13 protein-coding genes are annotated in these 17,818 nt (G+C 69.3%); 12 read left to right on the top strand and 1 reads right to left on the bottom strand.

The window, feature by feature from the left end:
• Nucleotides 1-2: 2 nt before the first annotated feature.
• A complete protein-coding gene (locus tag N0A24_02375) occupies nucleotides 3-1,160 on the bottom strand; it encodes a cysteine desulfurase (protein ID MCS7172251.1) in 1,158 nt (385 codons plus the stop codon).
• 82 nt (nucleotides 1,161-1,242) lie between these two features.
• Here N0A24_02375 and N0A24_02370 point away from each other — a divergent pair, with 82 nt between their 5' ends.
• The 12 genes from N0A24_02370 (at nucleotide 1,243) to N0A24_02315 (ending at nucleotide 17,814) form a co-directional block, all read left to right on the top strand.
• Entirely contained in the window at nucleotides 1,243-2,388 is a 1,146-nt protein-coding gene (locus tag N0A24_02370) for a glycosyltransferase family 4 protein (GenBank protein ID MCS7172250.1), read from the top strand.
• Between the two features lie 42 nt (nucleotides 2,389-2,430).
• Nucleotides 2,431-5,997 carry a chromosome segregation protein SMC gene (gene smc / locus N0A24_02365; protein MCS7172249.1) on the top strand — a complete coding sequence of 1,189 codons (3,567 nt, stop codon included), beginning with the start codon at nucleotides 2,431-2,433 and terminating at the stop codon, nucleotides 5,995-5,997.
• Between the two features lie 234 nt (nucleotides 5,998-6,231).
• Nucleotides 6,232-7,914 (top strand): CocE/NonD family hydrolase, encoded by a 1,683-nt coding sequence (locus N0A24_02360; protein ID MCS7172248.1) that lies wholly within the window; start codon nucleotides 6,232-6,234, stop codon nucleotides 7,912-7,914.
• 60 nt (nucleotides 7,915-7,974) lie between these two features.
• Nucleotides 7,975-9,165, top strand: a complete 1,191-nt coding sequence (locus N0A24_02355; protein MCS7172247.1) for an ABC transporter substrate-binding protein — start codon at nucleotides 7,975-7,977, stop codon at nucleotides 9,163-9,165.
• Nucleotides 9,144-10,016: a branched-chain amino acid ABC transporter permease gene (locus tag N0A24_02350; GenBank protein ID MCS7172246.1), complete on the top strand. Its 873-nt coding sequence runs from the start codon at nucleotides 9,144-9,146 to the stop codon at nucleotides 10,014-10,016. Before N0A24_02355 ends, N0A24_02350 begins: the two co-directional genes overlap by 22 nt.
• A gap of 13 nt (nucleotides 10,017-10,029) precedes the next feature.
• The gene (locus tag N0A24_02345; protein ID MCS7172245.1) at nucleotides 10,030-11,028 is read left to right on the top strand and encodes a branched-chain amino acid ABC transporter permease; all 999 of its coding nucleotides are present in this window, start codon (nucleotides 10,030-10,032) and stop codon (nucleotides 11,026-11,028) included.
• Nucleotides 11,025-11,795, top strand: a complete 771-nt coding sequence (locus N0A24_02340) for an ABC transporter ATP-binding protein (protein MCS7172244.1) — start codon at nucleotides 11,025-11,027, stop codon at nucleotides 11,793-11,795. Before N0A24_02345 ends, N0A24_02340 begins: the two co-directional genes overlap by 4 nt.
• A 4-nt stretch (nucleotides 11,796-11,799) precedes the next feature.
• Nucleotides 11,800-12,492, top strand: a complete 693-nt coding sequence (locus tag N0A24_02335; protein ID MCS7172243.1) for an ABC transporter ATP-binding protein — start codon at nucleotides 11,800-11,802, stop codon at nucleotides 12,490-12,492.
• Nucleotides 12,493-12,545: 53 nt separating this feature from the next.
• Complete coding sequence (locus tag N0A24_02330; protein ID MCS7172242.1) at nucleotides 12,546-13,694, top strand: GGDEF domain-containing protein; 1,149 nt, start codon at nucleotides 12,546-12,548, stop codon at nucleotides 13,692-13,694.
• 10 nt (nucleotides 13,695-13,704) lie between these two features.
• The gene (locus N0A24_02325; GenBank protein ID MCS7172241.1) at nucleotides 13,705-16,389 is read left to right on the top strand and encodes an EAL domain-containing protein; all 2,685 of its coding nucleotides are present in this window, start codon (nucleotides 13,705-13,707) and stop codon (nucleotides 16,387-16,389) included.
• Between the two features lie 47 nt (nucleotides 16,390-16,436).
• Nucleotides 16,437-16,655 (top strand): DUF2905 domain-containing protein, encoded by a 219-nt coding sequence (locus tag N0A24_02320; GenBank protein ID MCS7172240.1) that lies wholly within the window; start codon nucleotides 16,437-16,439, stop codon nucleotides 16,653-16,655.
• 13 nt (nucleotides 16,656-16,668) lie between these two features.
• Complete coding sequence (locus N0A24_02315; GenBank protein ID MCS7172239.1) at nucleotides 16,669-17,814, top strand: SpoIID/LytB domain-containing protein; 1,146 nt, start codon at nucleotides 16,669-16,671, stop codon at nucleotides 17,812-17,814.
• Nucleotides 17,815-17,818: the final 4 nt, after the last annotated feature.

Genomic DNA, 17,818 nt, shown 5'->3' with positions numbered 1-17,818 from the left:
GGCTACCGTCGCACCGGCTGCATCCGGAGATCCCGTACCGCCCGGTGGATGGCTTCCACCGCCGCCCGGATCTCCTCCTCCGAGGTCTGGGGCCCCAGGCTCACGCGGATGCTGCTCATGGCCTCCTGCTCCGTACGCCCCATGGCGAGCAGCACGTGGCTGGGGCGGGCCTTCCGGGAATGGCATGCGGACCCCGTGCTCACCACCACCCCTTCCTGTTCCAGACGATGCACCAAGACCTCCCCCCGCACGCCGGGTACCGCGAAGTTCAGGATGTGGGGGGCAATGTCGCGGTCCGGCGTGTTCCAGATCACACCGGGGAGCCCGGAGAGGAGTTCCCGGAGCAGGTCCCGCAGCGTCCGCATGCGCTCCGCGTCCCGCCGCCACGTGCCGAGCTGGGCCCTTACGGCAGCGCCGAACCCCGCCGCGCCCGGGACGTTCTCCGTACCGGGCCGAAGACCCTGCTCCTGGTCCCCGCCTCCGAGCAGCGGGACCAGCCGCACGCCTCTTCGCACGTACAGGGCTCCGATCCCTTTAGGTCCGCCCACCTTGTGTCCCGATAGGCTCACAAGATCGAACCGTTGGGTGCGGGGCCGCACCTCGACCTTCAAAAATCCCTGGACCGCGTCCACGTGCAGCAGCGGCCTGCGGCCGGATCGTGCCTCTACTTCGTTCAGGATCCGGACTACCTCCCCGAGGGGCTGGACCGTCCCCACCTCGTTGTTCACCAGCATCACACTCACCAAGTTCGTGCCAGGACCCACCAGCTGCTGGAGGACGTCGGGCCGCACAAACCCCTCTCGGTCCACGGGCACCACGTCCACCCGCACCCCTTCCTGCCGCATGCGGTGGGCCACCTCCAGCACCGAGGAATGCTCCACCGCGCTCACCACCACGTGCGCTTCCCGCCGGCCCCTCGCGATGCCCCACAGGGCCAGATTGTTGGCTTCCGTGGCCCCGGAGGTGAACACCACCTCCTCCGGATCCACCCCCATGGCCGCGGCGAGGGCCGAGCGGGCCTCCGCGAGAAGCCGCTCCGCCTCCAGCCCCATCCGGTGGAGGGAAGAGGGATTCCCCCACCGCTCCGTGAGGGCCCGGTGCACCGCCTCCACCGCCTCCGGAAGCGGCCTCGTGGTGGCGCTGTGATCCAGGTAGATCATCCCGACCTCCAGTAGTCTACCGGACGTCCGCCCGCTCCAACGAGGCGTAAGGGACGGCCATTCCTTCGCTACACTGGTGGGCGTGAGGGTGGCCCTGTTCAGCGACTCGTACCGACCCCGGCTGAGCGGAGTGGTGCACTCCGTGGCGGCCCTGGTACGGGCCTTGCGCCATCGGGGAGTCCGCGCGCACCTCTTCGCACCCGCCCACCCCGGCTACCGGGACCCGGAGCCGGACGTACACCGCCTCCGAGCCTTCCGCCTCCCGCAGTATCCTGACTTCCCCATCCTCCTGCCCTTCCAGCCGGGCGTGATGCGGCGGATGCGGGCCATCGGGCCGGCGGTGGTGCACGTGCACTCTCCCTTCACCGCGGGTCGGTTGGGGCTAGCGGTCGCCCGGGCGCTGGGCGTGCCCGTGGTCTTCACCCACCACACCCTCTATCCGGAGTACGTGCACTATGTCCCTTGGGTCCCCCGGGCCGTGGCCGCCCAGGTGGTGCGAACCCACGTGGTGCGGTTCTGCAACCGCTGTGACGCGGTCATCGCCCCTTCCCGGGCTGTGCGGGACCTCCTGCAGGCGCAGGGAGTACGGAGCCGGATCGAGGTGATCCCTACTGCCGCCCTGGACCTCGCGGGCATCGCCCGGATCCGCCCCGCGGACCGACGGGTGCTCGGGATCCCTCCGGACCGGATCCTGCTCGTGTACGTGGGCCGGCTGGCCCGGGAGAAGAGCCTGGACCTGCTCCTGGAGGCGTTCGCGCGGGCCTGCCAGGATCGCCCCCTGCACCTGCTCCTCGTGGGCCATGGCCCCGAGCGCATGGAGCTGGAGCGCAGGGCACGGGAGGCGGGGGTCTTGGATCGGGTAACCTTTGCCGGTGCTCTCCCGCACGAGGAGGCCCTGGCCTGGATGAAAGCTTCGGACATCTTTGTGTTCGCCTCCCGGACGGAGACCCAGGGCTTAGCGGTGGTGGAAGCCATGGCGTGCGGATTGGCAGTGGCCGCGGTGGAAGCCACGGGGACGAGTGAAACCGTGGCCCACGGGCGGACCGGCCTGCTGGTGGATCCGGATCCGGAGGCGCTGGCCTCCGCCATGGCGCGGCTCGCAGACCTCCCGGGTCTCCGGCGGGAACTGGCAGAGCAGGCCCGGGCTGCGGCTACCCAGTGGTCCGAGACCGCTCAAGCGGACCGGGTGCTGGCCTTATATCGATCCGTGCGGGAGGGGAGGCGGTAGGGGGACGAAACCAATCCTCCTGACGGCTTAGCGGAGGCCCGGATGTACCTCAAGCGCCTGGAGCTGGTGGGGTTCAAAACCTTTGCGGACCGCACGGAGCTGGAGTTCGGTCCCGGGATCACCGCCATCGTGGGCCCCAACGGGGCCGGAAAGAGCAATCTCTTCGACGCCATTCGATGGGTGCTCGGAGAGACCTCTCACCGGGCCCTGCGGGCCCACCGCACGGAGGACGTCATCTTCGCGGGGACCAGTACCCGCCGCCCTCATGGCATCGCCCAGGTGGAGCTCACCCTCGACAACGGGAGCGGGATCCTGCCCCTGGAATTCTCCGAGGTCACCGTAATCCGCCGGGCCACCCGGGCCTCCGAGAGCGAGTTCTTCATCAATCGGATCCCGTGCCGGATGCGGGACGTGCAGGCCCTGTTCCTCGGTACGGGGCTCGGTGGCCGCTCCTACGCCATGATCGCTCAGGGCGAGGTGGAAGCCATCCTGGAAGCCTCCCCGCAGGAGCGACGGGCGTGGTTGCTGGAGGCGGCGGGCATCGCCCGCTACCACCGCCGGCGGCAGGAGGCGGAACGGCGGCTGCAGCAGGCTCAGGAGAACCTGGAGCGGCTGCGGGATCTCCTGCAGGAGCTCGAGACCCAGCGGGCTTCCCTGGCGGCCCAGGCGGAAGCCGCGAGCCGGTATCGGGCCTGTGAGCGGGCGCTGCGGGAGGTGGAGAAGCTCTTGCACGTGGAGGCGGCCCGGCGGTTGACCGCTCAGATCCAGCGTCTGGCTGCCCAGCACGAGACCGTGCGGGAGCGGTACGCGGAGGCAGAGAGGCGGGCGCAAGCCCTGGACGGCGCTCTCCGTGAGAAGCGGCAGTGCGCGGAGGCCGCGGCGGTAAGGGTGGAGGCCGTGCAACGGGAGCTCCTCTCCACGGTGGAGGCGGCCCGGGCATGCGAGGCCCGTCTGCAGCTGCTCGCCGAGCGGCTCCGGACCCGGAGGGAGCGGGACTCCCAGCTTGCGGTGGAGATCCCGCGCCTGGCGCGGGAGCTTGCGGTCCTCCGCGAGGCCGAGGAGGAAGCCCGGACACAGCGGGCGGCTGTGGAGGCCGAGATCGCCTCGGCCCGCAGGGCGGAGGCGGAGGTCCGGAGGCAGGTAGAGGCGCTCACGGAGGTGGTGCGGATCCACCGGGAGGAGGAGGAACGGCTGCGGGCAGACCTGGTGGAGCTGGAGCACGCCCGTGCCCAGACCCAAGCCCAGCACGCGGCTCTCCACAGCCGCCTCCAGGCCCTGCGCGCTCAGCGGAAGCGCCTCGAGGAACGCCTGGCACGTGCGGAGGAGGAGCGCCGGGCCGCGCAGGCCCGGCGGGAGGCGCTGGAGGCCCAGGTAGGCCAGGGCATGGCCCAGGGAGAGGTGCTGAGGGGACGGGCGGAGATGCTCCGGGAACGGATCCAGCGCGTGGAGGCGGAACTGGAGCGGGTTCAGGCGGAGGAGCGGGAGGTGGAGATGAACCGATCGGCCCGTCTGGAGCGGCTCCGCTACCTGGAGGAGGCGCAGGCGGGCTTGGTGGGCTACGAGCAGGCCGCCCGGGAGATCCTGCTTGCGCGGGGCGAATCCCCGGAGCTGCAGGGGGTGCAGGGAGCCCTCGTGGACTTCCTGGAAGTGGAGCTTCCACACCGGCATGCGGTGGAGGCCGCCCTGGGTCCTGCCCTCTTCGCGCTCCTCGCGGACTCCCTGGAATCCGCCCGCATCGCCCTCCGGTGGCTCCAGGATCGCGCGAGCGGAGCTCGGTTCTTGATCCCCGAGCTCCTCTGCGTTTCCCCGAACGGCTCCTCCCCGCCGGAGGGCGCGATCCCAGCCCTGGAGCTTTTGCGTTGTCCCCCCCAGGTGGCGCCCTTTGTCGCTGTAGCCCTGGCGGAGACCTGGGTGGTCCGGGACCTGGAAACCGCCCTCACCCTCCGGAGCCGGGGGGTCTCTGGCCGTCTGGTGACGTTGGCGGGCGAGGTCCTGAGCCCGGAAGGGGTGCTCGCCACCCGGCGGGTGAACCCCGACCATCCCCTGGGCCGCGCCCAGGAGCTGGAGGCGCTCCGAGGTGTCCTCGCGGACCTGCTGGCCCGCTGGAAGGAGGTAAGGCGGCAGCGGGGAGCGCTGGAGCAGCAACGGGATGCCCTGAGGGCCGAGCTGCAGGAGACCACCCGGGCCCTTCAGGCCATGGAGATCCAGTTGGCGAGTGTGCGCCGCGCGCTCGTGGCGGTGGAGGAGGACTTGGCGCGCGTGGACCGGACGGAGGCCGAGCTCCGATCGGAACTCGAAGCCGTGGAATCTGAGGCACAGGAGACGAGGGACGCCCTTCAGCGCGTGGACACGGATCTCGCGTCCGTGGAGGCGGAGCTGGAGCGAGTACGGACCGCGTTCCACGCGGCCCGGGAGAGGCTGTCCGAGGGGGAACGGACCCTGGAGGCCGCCCGGGCGGAGCACACGAGGGTTCGCCTGCACCTGGTGGGGCTCCAGGGGCTGTGGGAAGCCCTGCACCATCGGGTGGAGCACGGAGAGGAAGCGCGGAGGTCGGTGGAGGAGCATTTGGCCGCGGCGCGGGCGGAACAGGCGGCGCTTTTGGAGGAGGCGCGCTGCCTGCTCCGGGAGCAGGCAGAGGCACGGGGGATCCTCGAGGCGCTGCGGGCGCGGGAGGAGGCACTTCGGGGCGACCTCGAGGCGGGCGTACAGGAACGGGACCGGGCCATGGAGGAGGCGCAGGCGCTCGTGGAGGCGAGCGAGGCGGCATGGGAGGAGGTTCGGGGCCACGAGGAGGTCCTGCACCGGATCGCGCTCCGCAGGGCACAGGTGGAGGCCGAGTACAGGTCCCTGGCGCAGCGGGTGGCGGAGGAGTTCGGGATAGACCTTCCGGCTGCAGAAGCCGCCGCCCCCCAGGAGCTCCCACGTGAGGAGCTGGTGCGGCGGGCCCAGGAGCTGCGCGCGCAGCTGGAGGCCCTGGGGCCGGTGAACCTCCGGGCCATGGAGGAACACGCGCGCCTTTGCGCACGCCTGGAAGGCCTGCGGGCACAGGTGGAGGACATCGAGCGGGCCCGATCGCTCCTGCTGGAGGAGATGGAGCGGCTGGGTCGGGTTCTGGACGTGCGCTTTCGCCAGACCCTGGAGGAGGTGGACGCGGCGTTTGGGGAGTGTTTCCGATCCCTGTTCGGGGGAGGGAACGCCTCCCTGGAGTGGGTGGCGGAGGAGGACGGGGAGGAGGGGATCGAGATCCGGGTGCAGGTGCCCGGCAAGAAGGTGCGGGATCTAGGCGCCCTGTCGGGCGGAGAGCGGGCCATGGCTGCCCTGGCCCTCATCTTCGCCCTCCTGCGGGTGCATCCCAGCCCTTTCTGCGTCTTCGACGAGGTGGAGGCAGCCCTGGACGACGAGAACACCCGGCGCCTTGCGGTGCTGCTGCGGGAGCTCGCGCAGCGCAGTCAGGTGATCATCATCACGCACAACAAGGGCACCATGGAGGCCGCGGACACCCTCTACGGGGTCACCATGGAGGAGCCTGGGGTCTCCCGCATCGTCTCCGTGCGGGTAGTGGAACACAGGCCGCAGGCCTTGCCATCTTCTCCGGCCCAGGGAGGATGAACCGGGACACCGCGGGGCTGCCGCCCCTGGCGCTCAAGGAGGGAGCGACCTCACGGTTGAGGGGGTTCTGCGGGACCCGGCGCGGACAGGACTGGACGCACCGGTTCGAAGCTCTGGCGCAGGGTCCCCGGGGGACGATCCCAGGGACGGCGGCAGGAAACGCGACCCCCGAAGAAGAAGTTTCTGCACCACGCTCCGATCGCGTAATTCCGCGCAGCCGCGGGGAGGGGAGGGATGCCGGAGGGCTTTGCGTACCGGTTCCGCAAGCCGCTGTGCCGTCCGGAGGAGGTGGGGGTTACAGGACCGCGGCCCAGCCGCACGGTGGAAGCGGGGATGCTGGTGGAGCGGGACGTGGCCATCCCTCTACGGGACGGGGTGCGCATCTATGCGGACGTCTTCCGGCCCACAGAAGGTCCTCCGGTTCCCGCGCTGCTTGCCTGGAGCCCCTATGGCAAGCACGAGGGAACCCTGCAGTACCTCGTGCGGGCCTTTCCCGCGGCTGGGGTTCGGGAGGAGGACGTCTCCCCCTACGCGGTCTTCGAGGGCCCGGACCCCGCCTATTGGGTCCCCCGGGGATACGCGGTGGTCAACGTGAATCCCCGGGGGACCTGGTACTCGGAGGGAGTAGCCACCTTCCTCTCCCCGGAGGAAGCGCAGGACTGCTACGACGTCATCGAGTGGATCGCCCGCCAGAGCTGGTGCAGCGGGAAGGTGGGGATGACGGGCGTGAGCTACCTCGCCTGCATCCAGTGGAAGGTGGCGGCCCTGCATCCCCCGCACCTCGCGGCCATCAACCCGTGGGAAGGGTTCACGGACCACTACCGGGAGGTCTCCCGGCACGGCGGGATTCCCGAGACCTGGTTCCGGCCCTACTGGAGCCTGCAGCGCATCGGCATCGGTCTCGAGCTCGTGGAGGACCTCTTCGCGGAGGAGCTGGAGCACCCCCTCTTTGATGCCTTCTGGGCCTCGAAGCTCCCGGATCTAGCGGCCATCCGAATTCCCGCCTATGTGGTCGCCAGCTGGAGCGATCACGGGCTCCATACCCGGGGAACCCTGGAGGGCTTCAAGCGCATCCGGTCGGAGCCCAAGTGGCTGGAGATCCACGGACACAAGAAGTGGGCCTACTACTACCGCCGGGAGAGTCTCGAGCGCCAGGCGGCCTTCTTCGACCGGTTCCTCAAGGGGGAGCGTACGGAGGTGGAACAGTGGCCCCGGGTGCAGGCCTTCGTGCGGGAACGAGGGATGGAGGGGGTGTGGCGGACCTTTGAAGGGTGGCCGGTTCCGCAGACCCGTTACCTGCGGTTGTACCTGAACCTCCCCGAGGGCCGCCTGCAGGAGGAACCGATCTCCGAGGAGGCGAGCCAGTGGTATCTTGCCACGAGCGGGGGATACGACCGGCTGCGACGGGAGCTGGGGCGGGTGGTGCTCGAGTACACCTTCCGGGAGCGGATGGACGTAGTGGGCTACATGAAGCTGCGGGTGTGGATGAGCACCCCGGACGGAGAGGACATGGACGTGTTCGTGGGCATCCAGAAGGTGGACCGGGAGGGTCGGGTAGTTCCCTTCATCCACTACGCACAGTACGAGGATGGGCCGGTGGCCCTGGGCTGGCTGCGGGCCAGTCATCGGGAGCTGGATCCGGTGGCCAGCACGGAGTGGCAGCCCATACACCCGCACCGCCGGGAGGAGAAGCTGCGACCGGGCGAAGTGGTGCCGATGGAGATCGAGATCTGGCCTTCCGGGACCAGGTTCGAAGCGGGGGACCGACTGCGCCTGATCCTGCAGGGACGGGACATCCAGGACTACCCCCGGCACCTCCCGTACGCACGGCACGAGGCCACGGTGAACGTGGGCCGGCACGTGATCTGGAGCGGAGGCCGGTTCGACTCGTATCTGGTGGTGCCCTGTGTCCTATGAGGGTGACAAAATATAATACTTCTGAGGCGGTCCCCAGCAATTCAGTGGAGGGGGTGTGTGATGAGACCGTGGATCGGACTTGCGCTTGGAGTTGTCCTCCTCCTGACCCTTTCCCTCTCAGGCTATCCTCAGCCCGCTCCGGTCCGGATCGGACTTGTGCTCAGCTTCGCGAGCCAGCCCGTCCAGTCCAGGGGGGTGGAGGATGGACTGCGGCTGGCCCTGGAAGAGGCCGGAGGCCGAGTTGCGGGCAGGACCTTCGAGCTCTTCCGGGAGGACGATGAGGGAAGCCCCACGGTAGGACTTAGCAAGACCCGGCGCTTGGTAGAGGAACGGCAGGTGGATTTCCTCGTGGGAACGGTGTGGAGCCATGTGGCGTTGGCCCTGGTGGACTACCTGCGCACCCGGGATGTCGTCTGGATCATCCCGGTGGCTACCACCCGGCTCCTGATGACCCCGGAGCGGGCAACGCCCAGGATGTTCCGGCTCGTGGACACCAGCGACCAAAACAGCTTCCCCCTGGGACGATGGGTGGTGAACAAGCGCGGGCACCGGAACCTGGTGGCCATTGGCTTCGACGTGGCCGCGGGGCACGATGGAATCGGAGCGTTTGAGGCGGGCGCGCGGGCCGCAGGGGGCCGCGTGCTCCGGAAGATCTTCGTGCGGGTGGGCACCGTGGATTTCGCCCCCTTCCTCACCCCCGCGAACCTGGAGGGAGCGGACGCGGTGTACGCGTGGTTTGCCGGGGTGGACGCCATCCGGTTCCTGAAGCAGTACGACGCCTTCGGATGGAAGGCGCGGCTTCCCCTGTACGGCGGAAGGCCCATGGTAGACGAAGCGTACGTGAGCGAGGCCGGCGACTCCGCGCTGGGAGTCACCGCCATCACCCCGTACACCCCGCTGCTCGATACCCCGCAGAACCGGCGATTCGTACAGGCCTTCCGGCAGCGGTTCGGGCGGCTACCTTTCTCTTACGAGGAGAGCGGGTATACCACCGGGAAGCTTATCCTCGCGGGCCTGCAGGCCATGCAGGGGGATACCAGCCGGAGGGACGAGCTCGCCCAAGTGATGCGCCGGGAGGCGCCGAAGATCGTCACGCCCGCCGGCCCGCTCCGGCTGGACCGCTACAACCAGAGGATCTTCGACCAGTACGTGGTCCGGGTGGAGCGCCGCGAGGGCCAGCTGCTGAACGTCCCCATTGACCGGATCGGACAGGTGGCCCAGGTGGACGTGTGGCAGTGGTGGAGGCGGTGATCTCCGCCTACGGGCTGCAGGCGCTCAACGGACTCGTCCACGGTACCGTCCTCTTCCTGGTGGCGGTGGGCCTGAGCGTGGGGATCGGCGTGCTCCGCATCGCCAACCTCGCCCACGGATCCCTCTACCTCCTGGGAGGATACGTGGCGGTGAGTGCAGCCCGGGCCCTGGGGAGCTGGGGAGCGGGAGCCGTATGCGGGCTCCTGGCAAGCATCGGGGCCGGGTTTGCGATCTTCGAACTGCTGCGGCAACCCTGGGCGAGGACCCTGTTCGCCCAGGTGTTGCTCACCGTGGGGGTCCTGTTCGTGGCGGCGGATGTCTTCCGGTTCGTGTGGGGGGGGATTCCTACCCTTGTGGCGGCGCCTACCTGGGCGCAGGGGGCGGTTTGGCTGGGCGGGATCACGGTGCCGGTCTACCGGTTGATCCTCGTGGCTCTCGGCGTGGGGATCGCGGGGATCCTCTGGTGGGTGGTGGAGCGCACGCACTGGGGTGCCCTGGTTCGGGCCGCGGTGGACGACGAGGAGATGGCCCGGGGGCTGGGGATTGATGTGGTGCGGATCAAACGCTGGGTGTTCGGGATGGCTTCGGGTCTCGCGGGCCTGGGAGGGATCCTCGGAGGGATCATCACCGGGGTCGGCCCCGGACTGGATCTGGAGATGCTGGTGTCCGCCCTGGTCGTGGTGGTGGTGGGTGGGGTGGGGAGCGTGCTGGGGACGTACCTCGCCGCACTCCTGGTTGGCGTGCTGGACACGGTCCTGACCGGGAGCTGGCCCGAGATCTCCATCTTCAGCCTGTTCGCGGTCATGGTGGCGGCCCTGATGCTGCGGCCGGGCGGGCTGGTGGAGCGGTAAGTTCCGGGGCCCCATGGATCGGGTCGTTCCCTCCCGGCTGGTAGGCCTTGCCGCGGTCCTGGTTTTCCTGCTCCTTCCCTGGATGCTCTCCGAGTACCAGCGGACGCTGCTGAGCCTCACGTTTCTGTATGCGGTGTTCGCCATGAGCCTGGACCTGATCCACGGGTACGCGGGGATCGAGTCCCTGGGTCACGCCGCATTCCTGGGAATCGGTGCGTACACCGCGGGCCTGCTGGGCGCCCGCTTCGGGATGCAGAACATGCTCCTCGGGACGCTGGCCGGGATGCTTGCCGGAGGGATCCTGGCGGCGCTCGTCGGGCCCGCCATCCTCCGGACCCGGGGGATTACCTCCCTGATGACGTTCCTCGCCATCTCCATGATGCTGTGGGGAGGCGCGGTGAAGTGGCGGTCCCTTACCGGAGGCGACGACGGGCTTACGGGAGTTCTCCGGCTTGGGGAGGTCCTGGGGCCCGTGGGGGGAGGGATTGCGGAGTACTACCTTCTTTTTTTGGTCTGTCTGGGTTGCCTGATCCTCCTACGTCGGGTGGGACAGTCCAGCTTCGGGCTCGTGCTCCAGGGCATCCGGGAAAACGAGCCCCGGATGCGGACCCTGGGGTACCACACGCAGCTGCACAAGTTCCTGGCCCTGGTGGGCAGTGGTGCCCTGGCCGGGATGGCAGGGGCCCTCCTCGCCTACCACAACGGCTTCGTGGGCCCCACGGAGCTGCACGTTCTCACCTCCGCGGAGGGGCTGGTGATGGTGCTCGTGGGAGGGGCTGGGACGTTCGTGGGGCCCGCGGTAGGGGCCTTGGTGGTCACGGTGGTGAAGCACTGGATCAGTGCCTATACCCAGTACTGGGGTGCCCTTTTGGGCATCGCGTACATCCTCCTCGTGCGGTACGCCCCCGCAGGCCTCTACCCGCCCCTCGCGGCCGCGTGGGCGAGGCGCAGGCAGCGGGAGGCGTGGAAGGGCCCCGCGCCCCTGGAGATCGGCCAGAAAGGAAGCCAATGAGGGAGGTTGGGACGGGCGTGGGCCAGATCGTCCTGCGGACGGAGGGGCTCTCCAAGGCCTACGGAGGGGTGCGGGCGGTGGATGGGGTGAACCTGCAGGTAGAAGAGGGGGAGCGCCGGGTGATCATCGGGCCCAATGGGGCGGGCAAGACCACCCTCTTTCACCTCCTGAGCGGGGAGGTGCGAGCCACCCATGGCCGGATCCTGTGGCACGGGAAGGAGATCACGCATCTCCCCCCGTATCGCCGCACCGCCCTGGGGATCGGGCGCACCTACCAGGTGACGAACGTCTTCTTGAAACTGACCGTCCTGGAGAACGTGCTCCTGGCCCTGTGGGGCCTGCGGCGCGAGCAGTACGATCCGTTCCGGCCCGCCCTCTCCCACCAGGAACCCCGGAGGAGGGCCCAGGAGTTGCTGGAGACCTTCGGGCTGTGGGAGAAACGGGACTGGCCGGCGGCAAGCCTGTCCTACGGGGAACAGCGGGAGCTGGAGGTGGTGCTTGCCCTCGCGGCAAACCCCCGGTTGCTCCTGCTGGATGAACCCACCGCGGGCCTGTCGCCTGCGGAGACCCAACGGATGGTGGAACTCCTGCGGTCTTTGGATCCTGCCATGACCGTGCTCCTCATCGAGCACGACATGGACGTGGCGTTCACCATCGCCCAGCGCATCACGGTCATGCACCTCGGCAGAATCCTCGCGGAGGGTACCGTGGAGGAGATCCGGAGGAACCCGGAAGTACAGGCCATCTACCTGGGCAGGGAGGGGTGAGGGAGTGCTGGCGGTGGAGGACATCCACACCTATTACGGGGAGAGCTACGTCCTGCAGGGACTGAGCCTGCGGGTGGGGGAAGGACAGACGGTGGCCATCCTGGGACGCAACGGGGTGGGGAAGACCACCCTCATCCGGAGCCTCATGGGGTTCACGTCCCCCCGGAGAGGGCGCATCCGGTTCCGGGGAGAGGACATAACCCAAAAGCCCTCCCATGAGATCGTCCGGAAGGGCATCGGCTTGGTCCCCCAGGGACGCCGGATCTTCCCCTCCCTGACGGTGGAGGAGAACCTCCGGGTGGCGGCGCACGGGACGGAGCGCGGCTGGACGCTGGAGCGCGTGTACGGCTTGTTTCCGCAGCTGTGGGAGCGCCGACGCCTGCGCGGGAACCGGTTGAGCGGCGGGGAGCAGCAGATGCTGGCCATCGGGCGGGCCCTGATGACCAATCCCTTCCTCCTCCTCATGGATGAGCCCTCCGAGGGACTGGCTCCGAGGCTGGTGCAGGAGCTGGGGCGGACGCTCCAGGCTCTCAAGGCGGAGGGTCTGTCCATCCTGCTGGTGGAGCAGAACCTCCCCCTCGCTCTCCGGGTGGCGGACTTCGTGTACGTGATGAGCAAGGGGACCGTGGTGTTTGAGGGAACCCCCGCACAGCTCCGGGAGGCGCAGGACGTGCGGCAGCGCTACCTGGGCGTTTAGCCTCTGCGGGGCTGTGGCATGTTCCTTGCCTACCAGGCCTCCGGAGGGATGCCGTGGAAGTGCGGGGGGAGCAGGACGAGGAGCTGTGGCGCCGGCGGATCCAGGCCCGGCAGATCGCCTTCTCGGGACTCGGGCACCTCTCGGGCTTCTTGATCCTCCTCCTGGTCCGGCACGCGGGTTTGGCCTCCTTCTCGGATCTCGCCCTGCTGGGCGTGGCGGCGTTGGGAGGTGGGGGTACCGCGATCCTCTACGGCCTGGCCCGTACGGGCCTCCATCGGGTGCTCTTTCCCTGGGATCCCCACTGGGTGTACATCCCCCTTGCCTTCACCGTCCTCCTCCTCAACGCGCAGATGCTCCTCGCTCCCGCGGCCCGGTGGCTCCTCATCCACGGGTGGCTTGCGGCCCTCGCCATGGCCTCTGGGTACGTGCGATTCCTCCCCGCGGTGGGGCTTACCGCTGCCATGGGCGGGCTGTATCTGGCGTGGGCGACCCGCTTGCCCGAGACCACGGTCATCCGGGAGCTCCTCCCCGTGCTCAACGTGGGGGTTTCCGCGTGGATCCTCGCCCTCGTCTCCGAACGGGTGCGGGCCCGGCGGCGGGAGGTGCGGGAGCTGACGGAGCAGTTGCGAGAGGTAAACCGGCGCCTGGCGGAGATGGCCCTCCGGGATCCCCTCACGGATGCCTTCAACCGTCGGTATCTCGAGGAGCAGCTGGCCCTGGAGGTGAAGCGCGCCCGGAGGAGCGGAAAGCCCCTCGTGGTGGCCATGATGGATCTGGACGGCTTCAAATACTACAACGACACACACGGGCACCTGGCCGGAGACGAGGTGCTTCGGCTGGCGGCCGCGGCCATGCGGGCATCGGTGCGCAGGGGCGACCTCGTGGCCCGCTACGGGGGCGACGAGTTCGCCGTGGTGCTGGTGGACATCTCCCCTCAGGATGCCCTCCGGGTCCTGGAACGGATCCGGAACGCGGTGGCCTCCCTCCGCCTGGCGGGTGGGGAGTTCTCCGGGGGGGTCACCCTGAGCGTGGGGGCCGCAGGCTTTCCCCGGGATGGGAGTACGGCGCAGGAGTTGCTGAGCCGGGCGGACCAGGCCCTGTACCGGGCCAAGAGTCTGGGCGGGGACCGGGTGGAGCTGGCAGGCGCCGCGGAGGATCCGTGCGGGTCGCCCCCCGGAGATGGCATAGCGCTTGCTTACTGACGTCCCCGGGATGAGGCGGGGCCCACGCGCGGAGGGAATCCTGCGGGCCGCGGTGCAGGTGGCGGAGCGGTTGCTCCTGTGTCGGCCGTGGGATCGGGCCGTGAGCGAGGTACTAGCGATCCTCGGGAGGGCCACGGAGGTCAGCCGCGTCTACGTATTCGAGAATCACCCGGGGCCGGGTGGGGAGCTGTGCACGAGCCAGCGGTACGAGTGGGTGGCACCGGACATCACGCCCCAGATCGCGAACCCGGAGCTGCAGAACTTCCCGTGGATCGAGGGTGGATTCGCGCGGTGGGTGGAACGGATGTCCCGGGGAGAGGCGGTTTTCGGCTTGGTGCGGGATTTCCCGCCTGCGGAGCGGGCGGTCCTGGAATCGCAGGAGATCGTCTCCATCGTGGCAGTACCCATCTTCGCGGAGGGGCGGTGGTGGGGGTTTCTGGGGTTCGACGAGTGCCGTCGAGCCCGCAGGTGGAGCCCGGAGGAGATCTCCGCCCTGATGCTCACCAGCCGTCTGCTGGGGGTGGCCATCGAGCGGCAGGTGGTGGAGGAGGAGCTGGAGGAGGCCGCGGGGCTCGCCCGGAGGCTATTGGAGGCGAAGTCCTGGGAGGCGCTTTTGGAGGCGGCGGAGCCCGTTCTACACCGGCTTCTGGCCCCGGACGGACTCCACCTGTTCGTCACGGATCCCTCCCGGAGCTTCCTGCAGCTTGTGGCGGAGAGGCATGAAGGTGGCCTGCGCGCGTACCGGGCCAGCGTTCCCCTGGATCCCCCCGAGGACGACTGTGTGGCCTGGGTTGCGCACCGGGGTGCCCCGTACTTCGTGCAGGATCTCGGTGATCCGACCCTTCCCTTTCGGGTGTCGGAATCAGCCCGGGAAGCTGGGGTGCGATCCGTCCTTCTCATTCCGCTGGCCGCGGGCGGGCAGGTCACCGGGGCCTTGGTGGTGGACTTCCGTTCCCCCCGGCAGCTCAAGCCCTCCCACCTCCGCGCGGCAGACTTCCTGGGCTGGATGGTGGCCGTGGCCGCGGAACGGATCCTGGAGTCCCAGGCCTTTCGGGACCTCTTCGAGCGGGTTCCGGTAGGTCTGTACCGTTCTACCCCTGAGGGCCGGCTGCTGCGGGCAAACCGCGCGCTCGCGGCACTTCTGGGCTACCCCACACCCGAGGCCCTCCTGGCGCGGGACATCAGAGCCGTCTACGCCCACCCTCGGGACTACCGGCGATGGCAGGAAGCCCTCCGCCGGAACGGCAGGGTGGAAGGGTTTGAGGTCCAGTGGGTCCGGTCGGATGGCGAGCGCATCTGGGTTCTGGGGTCGGCTCAGGCCGTGCCGGGCCCTGAGGGTCGGCCCGCGTACTACGAGGGAAGCGTGGTGGACATCACCCGGCGCAGGGCCCTCGAGGAGCAGTTGGCCTTTCTCTGGGGTCACGACCCGCTGACGGGACTGGTGAACCGGCGCCGGTTTCAGGAGGAGCTGGATCGGGTGCTGGCGAGGGCGGAGGGGAGAGCTGGGTGTGCGGTGGTGCTCCTGGACCTGGACCGCTTTCAGGAGGTGAACGAGCGGGTCGGGCAGCGGGCCGCGGATCAGGCCCTCCAGGCCGTGGCCCGCTCCCTCCGGGCGTCCCTGCGGGCGGGCGACCTCCTCGCACGGGTAGGCGGGGATGAGTTCGGAATCCTGCTCTTTCCCGTGGACACGCGCCAGGCCCGGAGAGCAGCGGAGCGGCTGGTGCGGAGGCTGCGGGAAGCACCCCTCACCGTGGAGGGCCGTTCCCTGCAGCTCTCCGTGAGCTGCGGGGTGGCGGTCTCCGGCCGGGAGAAGACCGATGGCGAGACCCTCCTCGCCGCCGCGGAGGCCGCGTTGCACGAGTCCAAGCTCCAGGGCGGGGTTCGGCTTTCCTGCCCCTCGGTCGGTCTCCGCATCGTGGACCGCTGGGAGGACCGCCTGCGGCGGGCCCTCGACCGAAGCGGATTCCTCCTGATGGGGCAGCCCATTTGGGACCTTCGGACGGATCGCTCCGGCCGGTGGGAACTCCTGCTCCGCTTGGTCGAGGGGGAGGAGGTGATCCTGCCCGGGGAGTTCCTGCCCGCGGCGGAGCGCACGGGGCTGGTGGTGGAGATGGACCTGTGGGTGCTGCGCAGGGCCCTGGAGTGGTTGAGACGGTTCCCCTTCCGGATCCACGTGAACTTCTCCGCCCGGACCCTGGCGGAGGAAGCGGCGTTGCAGCAGGCGGTGCGGTTGCTGCGAGCGCAACCGCGGCAGGCGAGGCGGCTCGTGGTGGAGATTACGGAGACCACCGCGGTGTCCGACCTTCCGCAGGCCGTGCGGTGGATCCGGGCCCTCAAGCAGGAGGGCTGCGGGGTGGCCCTAGACGACTTCGGCGTGGGCTATTCCTCCATCGCCCACCTGCGCTCCCTGGAGGTGGATGTCCTGAAGGTGGACGGGAGCTTTATCCGGGCCCTGCGGAGCGATCCGCGGGACCGCCACCTGGTCCACGCCATGGTGGAGCTGGGACATAGGCTGGGGTGCCTGGTGGTGGCGGAGTGCGTGGAGGATGCGGAAACCCTGCGGGTGGTGCGGGCGCTCGGGTTGGACTGCGCGCAGGGCTACCACCTGTCCAAACCCGTCCCCTTCCCACCGCAGCCCGGGCCCTCTAGGCTCCGGGCCTGGTCCCATCGTCGGCGGACGCTGGTCTCCACCTGAATCGTTCTGTCCATCCCGCCGGGCTGTCGCGGTATAATCCTTCCGGGATGACGGAACTGGGGCGGTCGCTGGTGATCTTCGGTCTTGCGCTGGTGGCGGTAGGGCTTGCTCTGACGCTCCTCCCGCGCCTGGCTCCCCCCCGCCTGCCAGGGGACATCCTCATCCGGCGGGATGGCTTCACGTTCTATTTCCCCCTGGTCACGAGCCTCGTGGTAAGCCTGCTCCTGACCCTCCTCCTGAACCTCCTCTTCTGGGCCCGCCGCTGAGATGCCCGCATCGGTGCCGGCCCTCCGGATCCCCTTCGGGCGCTTGATGGGGCTGGTAGGTGGCCTGGTGGTGCTGACTACACCCTCCCTCCTTCTCGGCCAGCCCCAGACCCTGATCCGGGTAGGGATTCTTCTGGGGCAGGCGCAGGCAACCCTGGCCGCGGAGGCGACCCTCGAGGTGTTAGACGTCGCCCTGGATCGGATCGAGTACCTGGGGCCTGGACCGTGGGTCTTCCGAGCGGTGCCCGAGGGAATTGAGGGGGCGGGCCGTACCTACGGGGACGTCCTCCGGGTAAGAACCCAGACAGGGATCCCCATCCGTCTGGTGGAACGGCAGCGGGCCTATCGGGGGGTGGTGGAGCTCCGCCGCGTGGGTCGGACGCTCGTGGTGGTCAACGAGGTGGACCTCGAGAGCTATCTCTATGGGGTGCTCCGGCTGGAGGTAGACCCTGCCTGGCCTCCGGAGGCCCTGAAGGCCCAGGCGGTGGCCGCCCGGACCCTGGCCCTCGCGAGCCTGGGGCGCTTCCGGCGGGAGGGGTTTGACGTGCGGGATACCACGGAAGTGCAGCTCTACGGCGGGGCCACCTTCGAGGACCCCCGGACGAACGCCGCGGTGGATGCCACCCGGGGAGTCGTCCTCCTGCACGAGGGGAAACCCATCCATGCGGTCTACCACGCGGACTCCGGAGGGCAGACGGAGGCGAGCGAGCACGTGTGGGGAGTGGCCTACCCATACCTGCGCAGCGTGGAGGACCCGTACGTGGCGGGCAGTCCCTACCAGCGGTGGACGGTGGTGGTACCGCTCGCCCACCTGGAGGATCGACTGCGTGCTGGCGGCGTCCCGGTGCAGGGGATCACCGGGATCGAGATCCTGCGCACCACGGAATCCGGACGGGCGCTTGCGCTCCGCATCCTCGCGGGTTCCGAAGGCGTGGAGCTGGTGGGAACCCGCCTCCGATCCCTCCTCGGGCCCAACGTACTGCTCAGCACCCGGTTCTCGGTACGCGTGGAGGGCCAAAACGCCATCTTCGAGGGAAGCGGGTGGGGGCACGGCGTGGGGCTCTCCCAGTGGGGCGCCCGGGGGATGGCCCTTGCGGGCGCTTCCTTCGACCGCATCCTCCGCCACTACTATCGGGGCGTGGAGCTCCTTTCGCGCTGAGGGG

Source organism: Armatimonadota bacterium, assembly GCA_025059775.1.
In the GTDB taxonomy this organism is placed as follows: domain Bacteria; phylum Sysuimicrobiota; class Sysuimicrobiia; order Sysuimicrobiales; family Sysuimicrobiaceae; genus Sysuimicrobium.
This window is presented reverse-complemented; position numbering and strand designations above follow the sequence as displayed.

Bases quoted from the DNA above. Each gene is read 5' to 3' on its own strand.
- N0A24_02375 (MCS7172251.1), bottom strand. From the start codon at position 1,160: ATGATCTACCTGGATCACAGCGCCACCACGAGGCCGCTTCCGGAGGCG.
- smc (MCS7172249.1), top strand. From the start codon at position 2,431: ATGTACCTCAAGCGCCTGGAGCTGGTGGGGTTCAAAACCTTTGCGGAC.
- N0A24_02360 (MCS7172248.1), top strand. From the start codon at position 6,232: ATGCCGGAGGGCTTTGCGTACCGGTTCCGCAAGCCGCTGTGCCGTCCG.
- N0A24_02355 (MCS7172247.1), top strand. From the start codon at position 7,975: ATGAGACCGTGGATCGGACTTGCGCTTGGAGTTGTCCTCCTCCTGACC.
- N0A24_02345 (MCS7172245.1), top strand. From the start codon at position 10,030: ATGGATCGGGTCGTTCCCTCCCGGCTGGTAGGCCTTGCCGCGGTCCTG.
- N0A24_02340 (MCS7172244.1), top strand. From the start codon at position 11,025: ATGAGGGAGGTTGGGACGGGCGTGGGCCAGATCGTCCTGCGGACGGAG.
- N0A24_02325 (MCS7172241.1), top strand. From the start codon at position 13,705: ATGAGGCGGGGCCCACGCGCGGAGGGAATCCTGCGGGCCGCGGTGCAG.
- N0A24_02320 (MCS7172240.1), top strand. From the start codon at position 16,437: ATGACGGAACTGGGGCGGTCGCTGGTGATCTTCGGTCTTGCGCTGGTG.